At 70.0% G+C, this 18,716-nt stretch carries 17 protein-coding genes (1 of these 17 running past the window's edge); 11 read left to right on the forward strand and 6 right to left on the reverse strand.

What is annotated here, in order from left to right:
• From folB to SY84_RS11420, 3 genes are all read left to right on the forward strand, one after another.
• Window positions 1-126, forward strand: the final stretch of a protein-coding gene (folB, locus tag SY84_RS11410; protein ID WP_046844115.1) for a dihydroneopterin aldolase. Its footprint begins 258 nt before the window's first position; the window shows 126 of its 384 coding nt (coding positions 259-384); its start codon lies beyond the left edge, outside the window; it ends in the stop codon at window positions 124-126.
• A complete protein-coding gene (gene folK / locus SY84_RS11415) occupies window positions 123-638 on the forward strand; it encodes a 2-amino-4-hydroxy-6-hydroxymethyldihydropteridine diphosphokinase (RefSeq protein ID WP_046844116.1) in 516 nt (171 codons plus the stop codon). Before folB ends, folK begins: the two co-directional genes overlap by 4 nt.
• A gap of 91 nt (window positions 639-729) precedes the next feature.
• Window positions 730-1,224, forward strand: coding sequence for a hypothetical protein (locus SY84_RS11420; protein ID WP_046845162.1), 495 nt, complete (start codon window positions 730-732; stop codon window positions 1,222-1,224).
• Between the two features lie 74 nt (window positions 1,225-1,298).
• Here SY84_RS11420 and SY84_RS11425 read toward each other — a convergent pair whose 3' ends face one another.
• Genes SY84_RS11425 through SY84_RS11440 form a run of 4 tightly spaced genes read right to left on the reverse strand, consistent with a single transcriptional unit; the run spans window position 1,299 to window position 3,074 of the window.
• Complete coding sequence (locus tag SY84_RS11425) at window positions 1,299-1,613, reverse strand: hypothetical protein (RefSeq protein ID WP_046844117.1); 315 nt, start codon at window positions 1,611-1,613, stop codon at window positions 1,299-1,301.
• 24 nt (window positions 1,614-1,637) lie between these two features.
• Complete coding sequence (locus tag SY84_RS11430; protein ID WP_046844118.1) at window positions 1,638-1,979, reverse strand: YraN family protein; 342 nt, start codon at window positions 1,977-1,979, stop codon at window positions 1,638-1,640.
• A gap of 13 nt (window positions 1,980-1,992) precedes the next feature.
• Window positions 1,993-2,616, reverse strand: a complete 624-nt coding sequence (locus SY84_RS11435; RefSeq protein WP_046845163.1) for an HAD family hydrolase — start codon at window positions 2,614-2,616, stop codon at window positions 1,993-1,995.
• Window positions 2,617-2,657: 41 nt separating this feature from the next.
• The gene (locus tag SY84_RS11440; RefSeq protein WP_046844119.1) at window positions 2,658-3,074 is read right to left on the reverse strand and encodes a putative dsRNA-binding protein; all 417 of its coding nucleotides are present in this window, start codon (window positions 3,072-3,074) and stop codon (window positions 2,658-2,660) included.
• A 30-nt stretch (window positions 3,075-3,104) separates the two neighbouring features.
• Here SY84_RS11440 and SY84_RS11445 point away from each other — a divergent pair, with 30 nt between their 5' ends.
• The 3 genes from SY84_RS11445 to SY84_RS11455 all read left to right on the forward strand — a co-directional run bounded on the left by SY84_RS11445 (window position 3,105) and on the right by SY84_RS11455 (window position 5,585).
• Entirely contained in the window at window positions 3,105-3,581 is a 477-nt protein-coding gene (locus SY84_RS11445; protein ID WP_046844120.1) for a hypothetical protein, read from the forward strand.
• 158 nt (window positions 3,582-3,739) lie between these two features.
• Window positions 3,740-4,981 carry a uracil-xanthine permease family protein gene (locus SY84_RS11450; protein WP_081424577.1) on the forward strand — a complete coding sequence of 414 codons (1,242 nt, stop codon included), beginning with the start codon at window positions 3,740-3,742 and terminating at the stop codon, window positions 4,979-4,981.
• A 73-nt stretch (window positions 4,982-5,054) separates the two neighbouring features.
• A complete protein-coding gene (locus tag SY84_RS11455) occupies window positions 5,055-5,585 on the forward strand; it encodes a hypothetical protein (RefSeq protein WP_046844121.1) in 531 nt (176 codons plus the stop codon).
• Between the two features lie 60 nt (window positions 5,586-5,645).
• On the opposite strand, the gene uvrB is transcribed toward SY84_RS11455, so the two are convergent.
• The gene (gene uvrB / locus SY84_RS11460) at window positions 5,646-7,661 is read right to left on the reverse strand and encodes an excinuclease ABC subunit UvrB (protein WP_046844122.1); all 2,016 of its coding nucleotides are present in this window, start codon (window positions 7,659-7,661) and stop codon (window positions 5,646-5,648) included.
• Window positions 7,662-7,870: 209 nt separating this feature from the next.
• Between uvrB and SY84_RS11465 the strand changes: the two genes are divergently transcribed.
• The 3 genes from SY84_RS11465 to SY84_RS11475 are packed head-to-tail and all read left to right on the forward strand — an operon-like array spanning window position 7,871 to window position 13,049.
• The gene (locus SY84_RS11465) at window positions 7,871-10,372 is read left to right on the forward strand and encodes a polynucleotide kinase-phosphatase (protein WP_046844123.1); all 2,502 of its coding nucleotides are present in this window, start codon (window positions 7,871-7,873) and stop codon (window positions 10,370-10,372) included.
• A 46-nt stretch (window positions 10,373-10,418) separates the two neighbouring features.
• Window positions 10,419-11,810, forward strand: a complete 1,392-nt coding sequence (locus tag SY84_RS11470; protein WP_046844124.1) for a 3' terminal RNA ribose 2'-O-methyltransferase Hen1 — start codon at window positions 10,419-10,421, stop codon at window positions 11,808-11,810.
• A gap of 18 nt (window positions 11,811-11,828) precedes the next feature.
• Entirely contained in the window at window positions 11,829-13,049 is a 1,221-nt protein-coding gene (locus SY84_RS11475) for a TCR/Tet family MFS transporter (RefSeq protein ID WP_046844125.1), read from the forward strand.
• A 26-nt stretch (window positions 13,050-13,075) separates the two neighbouring features.
• On the opposite strand, the gene SY84_RS11480 is transcribed toward SY84_RS11475, so the two are convergent.
• Complete coding sequence (locus SY84_RS11480) at window positions 13,076-13,990, reverse strand: LysR substrate-binding domain-containing protein (protein WP_046844126.1); 915 nt, start codon at window positions 13,988-13,990, stop codon at window positions 13,076-13,078.
• Window positions 13,991-14,144: 154 nt separating this feature from the next.
• Here SY84_RS11480 and aceE point away from each other — a divergent pair, with 154 nt between their 5' ends.
• Entirely contained in the window at window positions 14,145-16,835 is a 2,691-nt protein-coding gene (gene aceE, locus SY84_RS11485) for a pyruvate dehydrogenase (acetyl-transferring), homodimeric type (RefSeq protein WP_046845165.1), read from the forward strand.
• A gap of 88 nt (window positions 16,836-16,923) precedes the next feature.
• Window positions 16,924-18,651 (forward strand): dihydrolipoyllysine-residue acetyltransferase, encoded by a 1,728-nt coding sequence (gene aceF, locus SY84_RS11490; RefSeq protein WP_046844127.1) that lies wholly within the window; start codon window positions 16,924-16,926, stop codon window positions 18,649-18,651.
• Window positions 18,652-18,716 lie beyond the last annotated feature (65 nt).

Raw genomic sequence — 18,716 nt, forward strand, 5'->3', positions numbered from 1 at the left:
CGCATCCTGCGCGAGCAGCCGCGTCTAACGCACGTCACCGTGCGCGTGCACAAACCCTTCGCGCCGCTGCCCGGCGTGTTCCGCGACGTGTACGCCGAACTGACCCTGCGCCGCGAGGACCTGTGAGCGCCCCGCAGACCGCCGCGTTCATCGCGCTGGGCGCCAACCTGGGCGACCCCCTGACCACCCTGCGCTGGGCCGTGACCGAACTGCGGACCCTGGGGACGGTGAAGGCCCTGTCGCGGCTGTACCGCACCGCGCCCGTCGGCGGACCCGCCGGGCAGCCCGAGTACCTGAACGCCGCGACCTGCCTGCACACCCCCCTGAGCGCCCCGGACCTCCTGGCGGGCCTGCACGACATCGAGGCCCGCGCCGGACGCACCCGCGCCGAACGCTGGGAAGCCCGCACCCTCGACCTCGACCTGATCCTGTACGGCCAGCTGACCAGCGACGCGCCGGACCTGCTGCTGCCCCACCCGCGCGCGTGGGACCGCGCGTTCGTCCTGGCGCCCCTGAGCGACCTGCACCCGCACCTGACGCACCCCGCGACCGGCGAGACCGTCAGCGCCGCACTGGCCCGCACCGACCGCCGGGGCGTGGAAGCCCACATCGACGACTGGTACAACGACTGGCACTGACCCGCGCCCGACCGGGTTCCCCACCCGGTGACCACACTGCGGCGCCGCCCGCCATTCCCAGGCGGCGCGGGACGCTATGCTGGGCAGTGACATGAGCAAGCACACCACATCCACCAGCCACGGAGGCGCTGGCCGCGCGCTGCTGTGGGTTGCCATCCTGCTGACCGTGGCCCTCCTGGGCTTCGTGACCGCCACCGCCGTCCGCGCCAACCCCATCTACAGCGACCGGGACGCCAACGGCATCAGCAAGTACAAGTTCATCGAGGCCTGCAAGGAAATCGCACACGACACCGAGGAACTCACCGTCGGCGCGATGGGCCAGGCCATTCCCCTCAAGACGCTGGTCGAGCAGAGCAGCCCCCTGAAGGCCGGGGATGAACTGCATGCCGGGATCGAGGCGGAACCCGCCGAGATCATCAAGGCCACCCAGACCGTCGAGGGCGGCGGCTGGACACTCACCGCACCCGTCACCATCGCCGTGCACAGCGGCGAGCGCGTGAACACCCTGGGTCAGCTGCCCATGGCCTGCACGCACGACAAGAAGACCGGCAAGACCACCGCGACCCTGAACCTTCCCGGTCAATAAGCGCAGAACACAGAAAGGCCCCGGCGGACGCATCTGCCGGGGCCTTCCCCTGTCTCTGGAAGATCCCGGAGCCGCTACAGCACGACGTCCAGGCCGCTCAGGCACTCCTCGGCAATCGCGCGGGCCAGCGGATCCCGGGTGCTGCGCGCGTAACTGACGCCCAGTTGCAGGTGCCGTTGCCCGTCCGGGCCGCCCAGCAGCTCCAGCGTCTGGAAGAACGCCAGGTGCGTGTGCGCCAGCAGCACGTCCCGCGTCCGCTCGGGCGGCAGGACGCTCAGGAGGTCCAGCGCCTCGCGGTACAGGCGCAGCGCCCGCGCCTGATCGCCCTCCACGGCACTCTCCCGCCCCAGTTGCAGGGCGCGGGCGGCCGACAGGTAATCACTGCGCATGCCGGGGATTCTAGCGCGGGCCGGTCACTCGACCGCGTGCAGGCTCAGCGTGCCTTCCCCGGCGCTGCCGTCGATGGTCAGCACCTCCAGGCGGCACGGCAGGTCGTCGCGGCCCAGTTCGCGCGTCAGGTAGGTCAGCGCGGCCCGGTGCATCAGCGCCAGCTTGCGCGGCGTGACGGACTCCGCCGCGCTGCCGAAGCGCGCCGAGCGCCGCTGGCGGACCTCGGTGAACACCAGCGTCCCGCCCGGCTCGCGCGAGATCACGTCGATCTCCCCGCCGGGAATGCGGTAGTTGCGGGCCAGCACCTCGCGGCCCAGCCCGCTCAGGAACGCGGCGGCGCGGTCCTCGGCCTGCGCGCCCTTCACGCCGCGTACCCGCTCAGGCCAGCCACGCCGCCCAGCCCGTGAAGTCCGGCACGGCCAGCGCCGCCCCTGCCGCCAGCAGCGCCGAGTCCGGCGCGGTGGTCGTCAGGGCCACCACCCGGCAGCCCGCCCCGGCCGCGCTGCGCACACCGTTCACGGCGTCCTCGTGCGCGAGGCAGTCGGCGGCATTCAGGCCCAGCCGCTGCGCGCCCAGCAGGAACGGCTCCGGGTGAGGTTTGCCGCGCGTGACGTCCTCGCCCAGCACCCGCGTCACGAAGCGCGGCCCGAAGCCCAGCTGCTCCATGCCGAACGCCACGTTCACCGCGTCAGCACTCGTGACCAGCGAGAACGGAATCCCGCGCCCATCCAGGGCGTCCAGGTAGGCGCTCAGGCCCGCCACCTCGCGCAGCGCGCCCGCCGCCAGGGACCGGTAGCGGCCCTCCTTCGCGTCGTGAAAGCGGGCGGCCAGCGCCTCGTCCGGGTAGGTGCCGGTCAGGCGCTCGATGATCTCCGGATTGCGGCCCCCGTCCACCTTGTGGTCCAGGTCAGCTGGCGAGAGGTTCAGGCCCAGCACCTCCAGCGCCACCTCCTGCCACGCCTGCCGGTGAAAGGCGTTGTTCGCGGTCAGGACGCCGTCCATGTCGAACAGCACCCCGGCGGGCCGCCACGGCCACGCGCCGCTCACAGGGGGTCTGGCCCGTGCCCGAGATCCAGCAGCAGCTCGCGGTACAGGCGGCCCGCGTCGCGGCGCACGTCGTCCAGCGAGGCGTCCTCGTCCGCGAACTCCGTGGCGGTCTCCAGCGCGGCCTCCAGCACCCCCGCGTAGATCGGCCAGCGGCCGGCGGGGGCCTCGTCGTGGACCTCCTCGGAGTCCGCCATCGGCTCGCCGTCCAGCACGCGCAGCGCCGAATCCGCCGCCGCCCGCTCGGCGTCCTTGCGGCTGCGGCCCGATCCGCCCTCGCCCAGCGGCTCGCCGCCGATCCGCACCGTCACGTGGAACGTCCGCTGGTGGGGCGGACCGTCGGACGACACCTCGAATTCCGGCGCGCCCAGGCCCAGGCTCAGGGCGCGCGCGATCAGGTCACCTTTCGCGTTCATGCACCCCAGCCTACCCGCTACGCTGAGGGTATGCGTCTCCCAACCCTCCTGCTGCCCCTGCTGCTCGGCGCGGCCCTCGCCGCCCCGGCCCCCGCGTCCGTCCAGCCGGGGCAGACCTGGACGCTGAGCGCCACCACCTTCGACGGCGAGGTACTGAGTACCACCCTGCGCCTGCCCGCTGCGCCGCCCGCCCCCACCGCGCCCGGCACCTACCGCGCCGACCGCGGCAGCCTGCTGCTGGACGTGCAGGCCGACACGCTGATCGCCCTGGACCTGAAAGACGCCCGCGAGGGCGGGCTGGGCCTCGCCTGCGCGCTGCGCCTGAGCACCCTGGGTCAGCCCGGCGCGACCGGCGTGCTCGCCAGCGGCCCCCTGAGCGACCTGCCCGCCGCGCTGGAACGCGCCCTGGCCGTTCTGGACGTGACCCGCACGCCGCAGGAACAGGCCGACGCCGCGCGCGAACTGCGCCTGGGACAGTGCACCCTGACGCTGGCCCCCACGCCCTGACCACCCGGCGCTGCCCGCCTGCCCGGCACCCACCCGTCCGGTGACCACCTGACCAGCCGCCGGGCCGCGGGTGCGCTACCCTGAACCCCCGGAGCAACGCCGCCCCCACCCGCCCCTCCCGCGCGGGTGCCGACCCATGCCCTCCGGAGGCCCCCGCCGTGACCCTGACCCCCACCCGCCCCAGCGCCCGCCAGATCGTGCTGGGCCTGCAACACTCCATCGCCATGTTCGGCGCGACCGTCCTGGTCCCCATCCTGGTCGGCCTGTCCCCCAGCGTCGCGCTGTTCGGTGCGGGCGTCGCCACGCTGCTGTTCCACCTGCTCACGCGCGGCCAGGTCCCGATCTTCCTGGGCAGCTCCTTCGCGTTCATCGCGCCCACCGCGCTGGTCGTCAAGGAATTCGGCCCTGCCGCCGCCGGGGGCGGCCTGATCGCCGCCGGGGCCATGTACCTGCTGTTCAGCGGCCTCGTGAAACTCCTCGGCGTAGGTCGCCTGCTGCGGGTGTTCCCGCCCGTCGTGACCGGCCCCGTCATCATCGTGATCGGCCTGGGCCTGAGCAGCGTCGCCGTGAACCAGGCCAAGACGAACTGGTGGCTGGCCCTCGTCACGCTGGCCGCCGCCGTCATCGCCAGCATCTACGGGAAGGGCCTGTTCCGCATGATTCCCATCCTGGTCGGCGTCGTCACCGGGTACGTCGTGTCCCTCCTGACCGGGCAGGTGACCCAGGACGGCCTGAACGCCATCGCCGCCGCGCCCCTGCTGGGCCTCCCGGACTTCCATGCACCCACCCTGGACTGGCGGGCCGTGGCGATCATCGCGCCCGTCGCGGTCGTCACGTTCATCGAACACGTCGGGGACGTCATCGTGAACGGCCGCGTCGTCGGGAAGAACTTCCTCGAGAAGCCCGGCCTGAGCCGCACCCTGTTCGCCGACGGGCTGGCGAACATGAGCAGCGCCGCGCTCGGCGGACCCGCCGCTACCACCTACGCCGAGAACACCGGCGTCCTCGCCCTGACCCGCGTGTACGACCCGCGCGTCCTGCAGATCGGCGCCGTGTTCGCCGTCCTGTTCGGCTGCTCCCCGAAACTCGCGGCGGTGCTGAAAAGCCTCCCGCAGGGCGTGCTGGGCGGCGTGAGCATCCTCCTGTTCGGCATGATCGCCTCTGTCGGCATCCGCACCCTCAGTGAGGCGCGGATCGACTTCGCGCACAGCCGCAACCTCATCATCGTGTCCCTGATCCTCGTGCTGGGCCTGGGCGGCGCCGCGTTCCCCATCAGCGTCGCGGGCACCAGCCTCGAACTGCACGGCATGGCCCTCGCCGCGCTGGTCGGCATCGTCGCGAACCTGATCCTGCCCGCGCAGACACCCGAGACGGACGAACCCGAACGCACCCTGCACTGAAGATGTCCTGCGCCCCGGCCCGACCTGTCACCTGAGGCAGCGGGCCGGGGCGCACGTTGCTAGGCTCGGGGTCATGAAACGACACCTCGTGCTGGCCGCCCTGCTGACCCTCACGCCCCTCGCGCACGCCGGGAGTGGCAACGCCGCCCCGCGCGCCGTGACGCCCTTCGGCGCACCGAAAGCCCTGCCCGCGAACGCCCTGGTCCGCCCCGGCCAGACCTGGGTCATGAGCGGCACCACCGCCGCCGGCGAACGCATCACCCGCGACCTGAAACTGAGCACCCAGGCCCCCGAGTGGGACGACGGCTGGGACTTTGAGGCGGACAACGGCCCGTTCAGCTGGAAGCCCGAGGACCGCATGATCCTCGCGGCGGACGTCCGCACCGGCATGATGAACGACAGCGACATTCACCTTTGCCTGGGCATGATCGAGGGCAGCAGCGTGCGCGGCGTGCTCCTCAGCGGCACTCTGGAGGAACTGGACGCCGACATGGACAAACTCGACAGCGCGACCGGCGAGCCCCGCACCACCGACGAGATCATCCAGGCCGTGCGCAAGGCGGGCGTGAACGCTGGGACCTGCACCCTCACCCTCAAACGCTGAACCGGCAAGGCGGCGGGCCACCCCGGATCAGGAGGTGGCCCGCCGCTTCATGGTTGTGGGTCAGCGTCTGCCCTTGCGGCGGACCTTCTGCCCGGGGACGGTGGCCTGCTGGAATTCCTTGCCCTGCAACTTCGCCTCGATGGCGCGGATCTGGTCGCGCAGGGACGCGGCGCGTTCGAAGTCGAGGTCCTCGGAGGCCTGCCACATGTCGAGCTCCAGGTCCGTGAGCTGCGCGGAGAGGGCGTCGCGGTCGTCGCCGACGGTGGCGGAGCTGATCTCGTCGGGCTGCTCCTCGCCGCGGATGACGTCGCGCACGCCCTTGATGACGGTGGTGGGGGTGATGCCGTGCGCCTCGTTGTACGCCATCTGTTTCTCGCGGCGCCTCTGCGTCTCGTCCATGGCGAACTGCATGGCGGGCGTGACCGTGTCGGCGTACAGGATGACCTCACCGTTCACGTTGCGGGCCGCGCGGCCGATGGTCTGGATCAGGGCGCGTTCGGACCGCAGGAAGCCGGGCTTGTCCGCGTCGAGGATGGCGACCAGCGAGACTTCCGGCAGGTCGAGGCCCTCGCGCAGCAGGTTGATGCCGACCAGCACGTCGTAATGCCCCAGCCTGAGGTCACGGATGATCACCTGACGCTCCACACTGTCGATGTCGCTGTGCATGTAGCGCGCCTTCACGCCCTTCTCAAGCAGGTACTCGGTGAGGTCCTCGGACATCCGCTTCGTGAGGGTCGTGACCAGGGTGCGTTCGCCCTTCGCGCTGCGCTCGCGGACGCGGCCCAGCAGGTCCTCGATCTGCCCCTGGATGGGCCGGATGCCGACTGGCGGGTCAATCAGGCCGGTCGGGCGGATGATCTGATCCGCCACCGAGTCGCTGTTCTCCCGTTCGAAGGGGCCGGGCGTGGCGGACACGAACACGAGCTGCCCGGTCTTGCTCATGAACTCGTCGAAGTTCAGCGGGCGGTTGTCCATCGCCGACGGCAGGCGGAAGCCGTAGTCCACCAGCGTCTGCTTGCGCGCGCGGTCGCCGTTCGCCATCCCGCCGATCTGCGGGACCGTCACGTGCGACTCGTCGATGAACGTCACGAAGTCGTCCGGGAAGTAATCCAGCATGGTGTACGGCGTGTGCCCCGCCGCGCGCCCGTCGATGTGCCGCGAGTAGTTCTCGATGCCCGAGCAGTACCCCAGCACCTTCAGCATCTCCAGGTCGTACAGGGTGCGTTCCTTCAGGCGCTGCGCCTCCAGCAGTTTCCCGGTCGACCTGAAGTACTCCAGTCGCTCGTCGAGTTCCTGCTGGATGGTCACGATGGCCCGCTCGATGTTCCCCGCGCTGGAGACGTAATGCTTGGCGGGGTACACCACGGTCGCGTCCAGATCCGCCAGCCGGTCCCCGGTCAGCGGGTGCACCACGCTGATGCGCTCCACGTCGTCGCCCCACAGCTCGATCCGCAGCGGCTGCTCGTCGTACGCGGGCCACACCGTGACCACCTCGCCCTTCACCGCGAAGCGGCCCGGCATGATTTCCACGTCGTTGCGTTCGTACTGCATGTTCACCAGCCGCCCCAGCAGCTCGTCACGCGGCATCTGCCCGCCCTTCTTGAGCACCGCGTTCAGCGCCGTGTACTCCTTCGGGTCGCCCAGGCCGTAGATGCAGCTGACACTGGCGACCACGATCGTGTCCCGCCGCGTCAGCAGGCTGCGCGTGGTCGAGTGCCGCAGCCGCTCGATCTCCTGGTTGATGCTGGCGTCCTTCTCGATGAACAGGTCCTTCCCGGGCACGTACGCCTCGGGCTGGTAGTAGTCGTAGTAGCTGATGAAGAACTCCACCGCCGCGTCCGGGAAGAACTCCCGGAACTCGGATGCCAGCTGCGCCGTCAGGATCTTGTTCGGCGCCATGATCAGCGCCGGTCGCCCCGTTTCCTCGATGACCTTCGCCATGGAGTACGTCTTGCCGGTGCCGGTCGCGCCGAGCAGCGTCTGGAAGCGCAGGCCGGAATCCAGGCCGTCCACCAGGGAACGGATGGCGGTGGGCTGATCCCCGGAGGGCTGGAACGCGGACGTGACCTTGAGCATGTAACCTCCAGAAACAGGTGGGAAAGGGGAGAGTGGGCGCAGACCGAACGAATCTCCGTATTTTACGCCCCGGACGTAAGTGCACGGTAAGCCGGATGACTCATCCGAACTTGAGGTACGGGTCCGCCCGGCAGGTCATTTGACGCAGGTGCCCCCCGGACGCGGCCGATAGAGTGAATGCTGGTGCCCCGCACCGGAAAGAAGGCCCCATGACCCAGATCCCCCTGCCTGAACTTGCCCTGGTCGCGCTGATCGGCGTGTCATCCTCCGGAAAAACGACTTTTGCCGCACGTCATTTCGGTGCTTACGAGGTGCTGAGCAGTGACCATTTTCGTGCGCTTGTCAGCGGCAGTGAGCACACGCTGGACGCCAATGAGGCCGCGTTCAGCAGTCTCTATCACGTGGCGGCGCGGCGTCTGGAACGTGGTCTGCTGACGGTGGTGGACGCAACCTCTGTCCGCGCGGAGGATCGCCGCCGCCTCGTGGACCTGGCCCGCGCGCACGACGTGCTGCCCGTGGCGATCGTGCTGGACCTGCCGCGCAGCGTGCTGGACGCCCGGCATGAGGCGCGCCTGGACCGGCCCTTCAGTGGCGCCGTGATCGGCCGTCAGCAGACCGATCTGCGCCGCAGCCTGCGCGGCCTGAGCCGCGAGGGATTCCGGCACGTCTGGACCCTGCGATCGGTGGATGACGTGGAGACTACGCAGGTCACGCGCGTGCCGCTGTACTCGAACCGCCGTGAACTGCGCGGCCCGTTCGATTTCATCGGGGACGTACACGGCTGCCTGCCCGAACTGCGCGACCTGCTCACCGATCTGGGCTACGCCCTGGACGGAGATCAGGTCACGCCTCCGGAAGGCCGCACGGCCGTGTTCGTGGGCGATCTGGTGGACCGGGGACCGGACAGCGCGGGCGTCCTGCGACTGGTAATGAACATGGTCGCCAGCGGCGCGGCCCTGTGCGTGCCCGGCAACCACGAAGAAAAACTGAAGCGGGCGCTGGAGGGCAAGCAGGTGCAGGCCCTGCATGGCCTGGACGGCACCCTGGCGCAGATCGGGGCGGCAGGGCCCGACTTCCGTCAGGACGTCCGGCGGTTCCTGGGCAGCCTGATCAGTCACCTCGTGCTGGACGAGGGCCGGGTGGTCGTCGCGCACGCGGGCCTGCCCGAACGCTACCAGGGGCGCAGCAGTGCCCGGGTGCGCAGCTTCGCGCTGTACGGGGACGTGGACGGCAGCACCGACGAACTGGGCCTACCGGTCCGCCGTGACTGGGCCGCGACGTACAAGGGGGCCGCCTACGTGGTGTACGGCCACACGCCGGTCGGGCAGGCGCGGTGGGTCAACCGCACCATCGACCTGGACACCGGCTGCGTATTCGGCGGTCAGCTGACCGCCCTGCGCTACCCGGAGATGGAGCTTCGCAGCGTCCCGGCGCGCGACCAGTACGCCGTGCCTGCCCGGCCGCTGGAGGCCGCGCCGGACCCGGCCGCCGCCGCGCCCTTCGATCTGGCCGAGTTCCTGAAGCCGGGGCGGATCGAGACCCGTTCGGTGGGTGGCGTGATGCTGCGGGCCGGTGAGCGCGCCGCGGCGGTCGAGACCTTCAGCCGGTACGGTGTGGACCCCCGCTGGTGCCTGTACCTGCCGCCCACCATGAGTCCGGTCGAGACGAGCGCCCGCCCGGACTATCTGGAGCATCCGGACGAGGCCTTCGCGTACTTCCGCGCGCAGGGCGCGGCGCAGGTCGTGTGCGAGGAAAAGCACATGGGCAGCCGGGCCCTACTGGTGCTCACGCGGGACGAGGCCGCCGCCCGCCGCTTCGGCGCAGCTGGGCAGGGCAGCGTCTACACCCGCACGGGCCGCCCGTTCCTCCGGCCAGAGTGGGAGGCGGACGTCCTGACCCGCGCCCGTGAGGCCGCCACCCGCGCGGGCCTGTGGGACACGCTGGATACCGACTGGCTGCTGCTGGACGCCGAGATCCTGCCCTGGAGCCTGAAGGCCGAGGAGCTCATCAGGGGACAGTACGCCGCTGTGGGGGCCGCCGGGAACGCGGCGCTTCCGGCCGCTGCGGCGGCCCTTCAGGCGGCTCAGGCGCGCGGCGTGCCGGTGGCGGAGTGGCTGACGCGCACGCAGGAGCGCGCCGGGGACCTGCACCGCTACCGCGACGCGTACCGTGCGTACGTGAGGCGCGTGACCGGCCCTCAGGACCTGCAGATCCGCCCCTTCCACCTGCTCGCCTCCCAGGGGCGCGTGCATGACGACCGGGACCACCTGTGGCACATGACAACACTGGGCGCCCTGGCGGACGCCGATCCGGTCCTCTTCGGGCGGACCGCGCACCGCGTCGTGACCCTGGGCACTCCCGACGAGGCGCAGGCCACTGCCTGGTGGGACGCGCTGACCGCCGCAGGCGGCGAGGGCATGGTTGTCAAACCACTGGACTTCCTCCCGGCCGGGCGGCAAGGACAGCCCGCCGTGAAGGTCCGGGGACGTGAGTACCTGCGGATCATCTACGGCCCGGAGTACACCCGCCCCGAACACCTGACCCGCCTGAAGGCCCGCGCCCTGAACGCCAAGCGCGCCCGCGCCACCCGCGAATTCCACCTGGGCCTGGAGGGCCTGCACCGCTTCGCGGAGGGCGCCGCGGGCCGTGTGCACGAGTGCGTGCTGGGTGTCCTGGCGCTGGAAAGCGATCCGATCGACGTGCGGCTGTGATGCCCTCGCCTGCCACTCCGTTCTCCTGCGGCCTGGAGGGCCAGTCATGCTCCTGACCATCACCACCACCCACAGCCCGGCCACTGACCTGGGCTTCGTACTCATGAAGCACCCGGACCGCACCCTGGAACGGCCCCTGCCGTTCGGGAAGTCCCTGGTGTTCTACCCCGAGGCCACTCCGGAGCGCACCACCGCCGCGCTGCTCGTCGAGGTGGACCCGGTCGCGCTGTCCCGCGCCCCCGCGGGCGGCGAGTCCGGCACGCTCGAACCCTACGTGAACGACCGCCCCTACGCGTCCGGGAGCTTCCTGTCGGTGGCGCTGCGCGACGCGTTCGGGACCGCCATGACCGGCCAGAGCCGTGATCGCCCCGAACTGGCCGCCATGCCCCTGCCCCTTATCCTGACCCTGCCGTGCGTGGCCGCGCGTGGGCAGACAGACCTGCCAGAGCGGCTGTTCGGTCCATTGGGGTACGAGGTCGGGGTGCAGGCCATTCCCCTGGACGCCCTGTACCCCGAGTGGGGCGAGCGGCCGTACGTCACACTGACGCTGCGCGGCACGGTGCGGGTCGCAGACGCCCTGCGGCACCTATACGTGCTGCTGCCCGTTCTGGACGGCAAGAAGCACTACTACGTCGGTGAGGCCGAGGTGGACAAGCTGCTCCGGCACGGGCAGGACTGGCTGGACACCCACCCGGAACGGGACCTGATCGCGGCGCGGTACCTGCGGTTCCGGGGACTGGTGGCGCAGGCTCAGGCCCGACTGACTGACCAGCAGACCGACCCGCAGGACGCTTCCGACGCTGAGTCCTCAGCGGACACGCCGGTCATCCTGCCGCCCCGCGTGCACGACGCACGACTGGACGCCGTGGCGGCACTGCTGGAACAGACCGGAGCGCGGCGCGTGCTGGATCTCGGCTGCGGCGAGGGCAAACTGCTGCGCCGCCTGCTGCGCTCGCCGCAGTTCCGCGAACTGGTCGGCGTGGACCTCAGTGCCCGCAGCCTGGAGATCGCCGCCGAGCGTCTGAAACTGGATGAACGCCCCGAACTGCGGGACCGCGTGACGCTTCTGCACGGCAGTCTCGCCTACCCGGACTCCCGACTCAGGGGCTTTGACGCGGCCGCCCTGGTCGAGGTGATTGAGCACCTAGAACCGCACCGCCTGACCGCCCTGACCGACAATGTGCTGGGGCACGCGCGCCCTGGCACGCTGATCGTCACCACGCCCAACCGCGAGTACAACGCCACCTTCGAGGAGGCCCGCACCCTGCGGCACGCGGACCACCGCTTCGAATGGACCCGCGCCGAGTTCCAGGCCTGGGCTCAGGCGGCCGCCGAACAGTACGGGTACGCCGTGACCTTCCAGGACCTGGGGGACGTGCACCCCGAGTACGGACCCATCACGCAACTGGCCCTGTTCCAGCAGACTCCGGTCGCCTGACCCCCTACACTGCCCCCCATGCGTTCCCGTCCCGCCGCGATGATCTTCATTCTCCTGACAGCCCTGATCGACATCATCGGGATCGGGCTGATCATCCCGGTGCTGCCGGGGCTGGTGAAGGAACTGGCGGGGTCGGAGGTGGCGGGCGCGCGGACGATCGGGCTGCTGACGGCGGCGTACGCGGTGATGCAGTTCATCTTCGCCCCGATCCTGGGGGTGCTGAGTGACCGCTTCGGGCGGCGGCCGGTGCTGCTGTTCGCGCTGACGGGCATGGCGCTGGATTACCTGCTGCTGGCGTTCGCGCCGAATCTGGCGTGGCTGTTCGTGGGGCGCATCCTGGCGGGGATCACCGGGGCGAGCCTGACGGTCGCGAACGCGTACATCGCGGACGTCACGCCGCCCGAGGCGCGCGCGAGGAACTTCGGGCTGCTGGGCGCGACCTTCGGGGTGGGCTTCATTCTGGGGCCCGCGCTGGGGGGCCTGCTGGGCGAGTACGGGCTGCGCGTGCCGTTTCTCGTCGCGGCGGGCCTGACCGGCCTGAACGTCCTGTACGGTCTGTTCGTCCTGCCCGAGTCACTGCCGCCCTCGGCCCGGACGCGCGACCTGCGCCGGGGTGACCTGAACCCCTTAAAGCCCCTGGCGGCGCTGGCGCAGTACCCGATCCTGCGCAGCCTGACGCTGACGTTCGTGCTGCTGGGCCTTGCCGGGCAGGTGATCTTCAGCACATGGGTGCTGTACACCGAGCGCGTCCTGTCCTGGAGCCCGTCGCAGAACGGCGTGGCGCTGGCGTTCTTCGGCGTGCTGACCGCCGCCGTGCAGGGTGGCCTGATCGGGCCGTTCATCGCCCGCTTCGGCGAGCGGCGCACCATCATGACCGGGCTGGTCAGCAGCGTCCTGGAATTCCTGGTGCTCAGCGTCGCCCGCAGCGGCCCGCTGCTGTACGCGTCCCTGGTGGTGGGGGCGCTGGGCGGTCTCGCGAACCCCGCCATCCAGGGCCTGATCTCCCGTCAGGTGGGCGAGACCGAGCAGGGCCGCGTGCAGGGCGCCATCACCAGCCTGAACAGCCTCGTGGGCGTGGTGGGGCCCATCGTGGCGACCAGCGTGTACGCCGCCGGGGCCGGCGCGGGCTTTCCCGGCGCGGCCTTCCTGATGGGCGCCGCACTGTCCGTGATCGGCACGTTTGTTCTTCTGGGCGTCCTGCGCGGCCTTCCGGACACGGGGCGACCGGCGCAGGGCTAAGGGAGGACAGCGCGTGAGGGGCGGCCTTACTTCGGGCTCCCCTCTGCCGGGTCGCCACGCAGGACTTCCTCCGCGACGGTCAGGAACGCGCGGATGATGGGGTTGCGGCCGTCGCCGCGCCGCCATACGGCCACGATGTCCACGATCGGGGCGTCCTCGATGGGGCGGTAGGCGACGCCGGGCAGCGAGAGGCGGCTGAAGAACTCGATAGGGAGGAACACGCCGACGCCCGCCGCGACCAGCGAGAGCAGGGTGGGCACCTCGATGGCTTCCTGCACGACGTGCGGGGTAAATCCAGCGGCGGCGCACCAGCGCATGACCTGATCGAAGTACGTGGCGCGGATCTGCCGGGGGAAGAACACGAAGGCCTCCGCGCGCAGATCGCTGATCTTCAGTTTGCGTTTGCGGGCCAGGGGGTGCGCGGCGGGCAGAGCCGCCACCAGCGGCTGGCGCCACAACGCGCGGGAGTCGAGGCTGGGGTCACGCACGGGCAGCAGCATCAGGCCGATGCCCACCTGTCCGCCGCGCAGCGCGGCTTCCTGCTCCTGCGCGGTCAGTTCGCGCAGGTCCACGCTGACGTTCGGGTACAGCTCGCGGAAGCGTCGCACGATCTCTGGCAGGCCGCCGAACGCCAGGCCGCTGACGAAGCCCACACTCAGGCGACCCACCTCTCCGCGGGCGGCGCGGCGGGCGCGTTCGACGGTCTGTCCGGCCAGGGCGAGCGTCTCGCGCGCGCCGATCAGGAATTCCTGCCCGGCAGGGGTGAGCTGCACGCGGCGGGTGGTGCGCAGCACCAGGGGCACCCCGACCTCCTCTTCCAGGTTGCGGATGGAGTTGCTGAGGGCCTGCTGGACGACGAACACGCGTTCGGCGGCCCGCCCGAAGTGTTCCTCCTCGGCCAGGGCCACGAAGTGCCGCAGGTGACGCAGTTCGACCGACATTCCACTCAGCGTAGCGTCCGCCACCCACCAGTGTCAGTGGTGAATCCCATGAGAATTCCCTGTTGGAAGTGTGGGACCGGCGGGGCCTATGCTGGGCAGCATGACGCAGTCTCCCAAGAACACGGCCCCGCCTAACCGGCCCGCGCGCGCCGGCATGAACGCGCAGGAACGCCAGCAGCTCAACGCGGTCGAGACGCAGGAGTGGCTGGACTCCCTGGCGTACGTGTTCGCGGACGCCGGGGACAACCGCGCGGCGGAACTGCTCGAGGAACTCGATCACTACGCGTACTTCCACGGCGCGCCGATCACGTTCAAGCAGAACACTCCCTACATCAACACCATCGACGTCGATCAGCAGCCCGAGTACCCCGGTGACGCCGAGATCGAACGCAAGATCCGCAACATCATCCGCTGGAACGCCGTCGCCATGGTCATCAAGGCGAACAAGAACAGCGACGGGATCGGCGGGCACCTGTCCACCTACGCCAGCGCCGCCGAGCTGCTGGAGGTGGGCTTCAACCACTTCTTCCGCGGCCACGGCGCCGGGCAGGACCGCGACCTGATCTTCTACCAGGGGCACGCCAGCCCCGGCGTGTACGCCCGCTCCTTCCTGGAGGGCCGTTTCGACGAGGCCCGCATGAACCGCTTCCGCCGCGAACTGCAACCCGAGGGCGCGGGCCTCTCAAGCTACCCGCACCCCTGGCTGATGCCCGACTACTGGGAGTTCCCGACCGTCAGCATGGGCCTGGGCCCCATCCAGGCGATCTACCAGGCGCGCTTCATCAAGTACCTCGAGAACCGCAGCCTGAAACCCAAGGGGGACGCGAAGGTCTGGGCGTTCCTGGGTGACGGCGAGATGGACGAGCCGCAGAGCATCGGCGCGATCCGCTTCGCCGCGTACGAGAACCTCGACAACCTGATCTTCGTGCTGAACGCGAACCTCCAGCGCCTCGACGGGCCGGTGCGCGCGAACAGCAAGGTCATCCAGGAATTCGAGGCGCTGTTCCGCGGCGCGGGCTGGAACGTCATCAAGGTCATCTGGGACAGCAAGTGGGACGAACTGCTCTCCCGGGACTACAACGGCCACATCGTCAAGCGCTTCGAGCTGCTCGTGGACGGCGAATCGCAGCGCTACGCGGCGTTCGGCGGCAAGGAACTGCGCGAGAAGTTCTTCAACACCCCCGAACTCAAGGCCCTGATCGAGGGCTGGAGCGACGCGGACCTGGAACTGCTGAACCGCGGCGGGCACGACATCAACAAGATCTACGCCGCGTACGCCTCTGCCGTGAAGCACCAGGGCAGCCCCACCATCATCATTCCGCGCACCATCAAGGGCTACGGCCTCGGCGAGAGCGCCCAGGCCCGCAACGTCGCCCACCAGGTCAAGAAGCTCGACTTCCACACCCTCAAGGACCTGCGCGACACGCTGGAACTCCCCCTGACTGACGAGCAGGTCGAGCACCTCGAGTACTACCACCCCGGCCCCGACAGCCCGGAAGTGAAGTACGCCCTGGAACGCCGCGCGGCGCTCGGCGGGCCGATTCCCGCCCGCAAGGTCGAGTACCCGCACCCCACCATCCCGAACGGCGAATTCTACGAGGAGTTCGCCAAGGGCAGCGGCGACCGTCAGGTGAGCACCACCATGGCCGCCGTGCAGATCATCAGCAAACTCCTGCGCGACAAGGAGATCGGCAAACTCGTCGTGCCCATCGTGCCCGACGAGGCCCGCACCTTCGGCATGGACGCCCTGGTGCCCCGCATCGGCATCTACTCCCCGCGCGGCCAGACGTACACCCCGGTCGACAGCGGCTCCCTGATGGCCTACAAGGAAAGCGTGGACGGCCAGATGCTCGAGGAGGGCATCACCGAGGACGGCGCGATGGCCTCCTGGATCGCGGCGGGCACCGCGTACGCCAACCACGGCGTGCCGACCATCCCGTTCTTCGTGCTGTACTCCATGTTCGGCATGCAGCGCGTCGGTGACCTCGTGTGGGCCGCCGCCGACCAGCGCGCCCGCGGCTTCATCCTCGGCGCGACCGCCGGCCGCACCACCCTGGCCGGCGAGGGTCTCCAGCACCAGGACGGCAACAGCCACCTCCAGGCGTACGTCGTCCCGAACCTCAAGACCTACGACCCGGCCTTCGCGTACGAACTGGCCGTGATCATCGAGAGCGGCATCCAGCGCATGTACGTGGACGGCATTGACGAGTTCTACTACGTCACCATCGACAACGAGAACGAGGTCCAGCCCGCCATGCCCGCCGACGGCCGCAGCCACGAGGAGATCCGCGAGGGCATCATCCGCGGCCTCTACCGCCTGAACCGCAGCCCCATGAAGAAACCCAAGCTCCAGGCGCAGATCCTCGCCGGGGGCCCCGCCATGGGCGCCGCACAGGAAGCCGTCACCATGCTGGAGAAGTACGGCGTGGCCGCCGACCTGTGGAGTGTCACGAGCTACAAGGAACTCCACCAGGACGCCCTGCTGGCCCAGCGCCACAACATGCTCCACCCGACCGCCGAACCCCGCGTGCCGTACGTCGCGCAGCAGCTGAGCCGCGAGAACGCCCCCGGCGTCCTGATCTCGGTCAGCGACTACATCAAGCTCGGCGCGGACGGCCTGAACGGCCACCTCGATCGCAAACTCTGGACGCTCGGCACCGACGGCTTCGGCCGCAGCGAGGCGCGCAAGGAACTCCGCGACTTCTTCGAAGTGGACGCCAAGCACGTCGTCCTCGCCACCCTGTACGCCCTCCAGCGCGACGGCAAGATCAAGGGTGAAGTGGTCGCCCAGGCCATTGCCGACCTCGGCATCGACACGGAACGCGACGCTCCTGTCCTGCGTTAAAGGGTGACCGTTGATGGTTGATGGAACACCTGTCGACCATCAACCATCTCCTATCAACTATCAACCCCTCTCCGAAGGAGAACCAATCATGGCGACTGAACTGAAACTGCCCGACGTGGGCGACAACATTGAGCAGGGCACGGTCGTGACGGTGCTCGTGAAGGCCGGGGACAGCGTGACCGAGGGGCAACCCATCATCGAGATCGAGACCGACAAGGCTGTCATCGAGGTGCCCGCCGAGGCCACCGGGACCGTGGAGGCCGTGAACGTGACCGTGGGCGACACCGTGAAGGTCGGCGGTGTGATCGCCACCCTCAGCGGCGGTACCAGCACCCCGGCCGCCCCCGCCAGCGGCCCGGTCGACGAGGCCGAGGTCGGCAGCAGCAAGGCGGTCGCGCAGGCGCAGCAGGACGCGCAGAAGGAACAGGCCGGTGAGGCGGCCGCGCCCGCCGCCTCCGCTCCGGTCGCCAGCGCCGGCGGGCAGATCACCCTGCCGGACGTGGGCGACAACATCGAGCAGGGCACCGTCGTCAGCGTCCTCGTGAAGGAAGGCGACACGGTCAGCGAGGGCCAGCCCGTCATCGAGATCGAGACGGACAAGGCCGTCGTGGAAGTCCCCGCCAACGCGGGCGGCACCGTGACCGGCGTGAACGTGAAGGTCGGGGACACCGTCAAGGTGGGCGGCGTGATCGCCACCCTGGGCGGCGGCAGCGCCCCCGCCGCACCGGCCAGCGCGCCCGCCCCGGCTGCCCCTGCGGCCGCCCCGGCAGCCTCCACGCCGGCCAGCGCCCCCAGCGTCGTGAAGGTGAACATCAGCGGCGGCGAGCAGCCCGCCGCACAGTTCCCCAAGTCGCAGGGCACCCAGAACCCCCAGACCTTCGACGGCCGCACCGTCGTGGCCGCCGCGCCCAGCGTGCGCCGCCTCGCGCGGGAACTCGGCGTGGACATTCACGCCGTGCACGGCACCGGCATCGCGGGCCGCATCAGCGAGGAGGACGTGCGCCGCACCGGCGGCACCCCCACCGTCACCACGCCCGCCGCCGCCCCGGCCACCAGCACCCCCGCGGCCGCCGCCCCGGCCGTGGCCGCCGCGCCGCTGCCCGACTTCACGAAGTGGGGCACCGTCACCCGCGAGGACATGAGCGGCATCCGTAAGGCCACCGTCCGCTCCATGACCGCCAGCACCGCCATCCCCATGGTCACGCACTTCGACAAGGCCGACGTGACCGTCATGGAAGAGGTCCGCAAACGCTTCGGCGCGCGCGTGGAGAAGGCGGGCGGCAAGCTCACCATGACCCACATCCTCATGAAGGTCGTCGCGAACGCCCTGCGCAAATTCCCCAAATTCGGCGCCAGCCTCGACCTCGACGCCCAGCAGGTCATCTACAAGGACTTCGTGAACATCGGCGTCGCTGTCGATACGCCCGTCGGCCTGCTCGTGCCCGTCGTCAAGGACGCCGACCGCAAGAGCATCACCGACCTCGTCCTCGAACTGAGCGAACTGGCCGCCAAGGCCCGCGACCGCAAACTGAAACCCGACGAGATGCAGGGCGCCACCTTCACGATCAGCAACCTCGGCGGGATCGGCGGGCACGCCTTCACGCCCATCGTGAACAGCCCCGAAGTCGCCATCCTCGGCGTGAGCCGCGGCGGCATGGAACCCGTCTGGAACAGGGAGAAGGGTGAGTTCGAACCCCGCAACATGCTCCCCATCAGCCTCACCTACGACCACCGCCTGATCGACGGCGCCGACGCCGCCCGCTTCGTGCGCTTCATCTGCGAGTCGCTGGAAGACCCCTTCCTGATCTCGCTGTAAAGTAGGCTGAAGGCAACAGAGAAGACCCCCGCCACTCGGACGGGGGTCTTCTGTCTCTCGTGTGT

It is taken from the genome of Deinococcus soli (ex Cha et al. 2016), from assembly GCF_001007995.1.
Taxonomy (GTDB): domain Bacteria; phylum Deinococcota; class Deinococci; order Deinococcales; family Deinococcaceae; genus Deinococcus; species Deinococcus soli.

What these genes read in the sequence shown, in the direction of transcription:
- SY84_RS11420 (WP_046845162.1), top strand. Translation starts at nt 730, where the DNA reads ATGAGCAAGCACACCACATCCACCAGCCACGGAGGCGCTGGCCGCGCG.
- SY84_RS11425 (WP_046844117.1), bottom strand. Translation starts at nt 1,613, where the DNA reads ATGCGCAGTGATTACCTGTCGGCCGCCCGCGCCCTGCAACTGGGGCGG.
- SY84_RS11435 (WP_046845163.1), bottom strand. Translation starts at nt 2,616, where the DNA reads ATGGACGGCGTCCTGACCGCGAACAACGCCTTTCACCGGCAGGCGTGG.
- SY84_RS11440 (WP_046844119.1), bottom strand. Translation starts at nt 3,074, where the DNA reads ATGAACGCGAAAGGTGACCTGATCGCGCGCGCCCTGAGCCTGGGCCTG.
- SY84_RS11445 (WP_046844120.1), top strand. Translation starts at nt 3,105, where the DNA reads ATGCGTCTCCCAACCCTCCTGCTGCCCCTGCTGCTCGGCGCGGCCCTC.
- SY84_RS11455 (WP_046844121.1), top strand. Translation starts at nt 5,055, where the DNA reads ATGAAACGACACCTCGTGCTGGCCGCCCTGCTGACCCTCACGCCCCTC.
- uvrB (WP_046844122.1), bottom strand. Translation starts at nt 7,661, where the DNA reads ATGCTCAAGGTCACGTCCGCGTTCCAGCCCTCCGGGGATCAGCCCACC.
- SY84_RS11465 (WP_046844123.1), top strand. Translation starts at nt 7,871, where the DNA reads ATGACCCAGATCCCCCTGCCTGAACTTGCCCTGGTCGCGCTGATCGGC.
- SY84_RS11470 (WP_046844124.1), top strand. Translation starts at nt 10,419, where the DNA reads ATGCTCCTGACCATCACCACCACCCACAGCCCGGCCACTGACCTGGGC.
- SY84_RS11475 (WP_046844125.1), top strand. Translation starts at nt 11,829, where the DNA reads ATGCGTTCCCGTCCCGCCGCGATGATCTTCATTCTCCTGACAGCCCTG.
- SY84_RS11480 (WP_046844126.1), bottom strand. Translation starts at nt 13,990, where the DNA reads ATGTCGGTCGAACTGCGTCACCTGCGGCACTTCGTGGCCCTGGCCGAG.
- aceE (WP_046845165.1), top strand. Translation starts at nt 14,145, where the DNA reads ATGAACGCGCAGGAACGCCAGCAGCTCAACGCGGTCGAGACGCAGGAG.
- aceF (WP_046844127.1), top strand. Translation starts at nt 16,924, where the DNA reads ATGGCGACTGAACTGAAACTGCCCGACGTGGGCGACAACATTGAGCAG.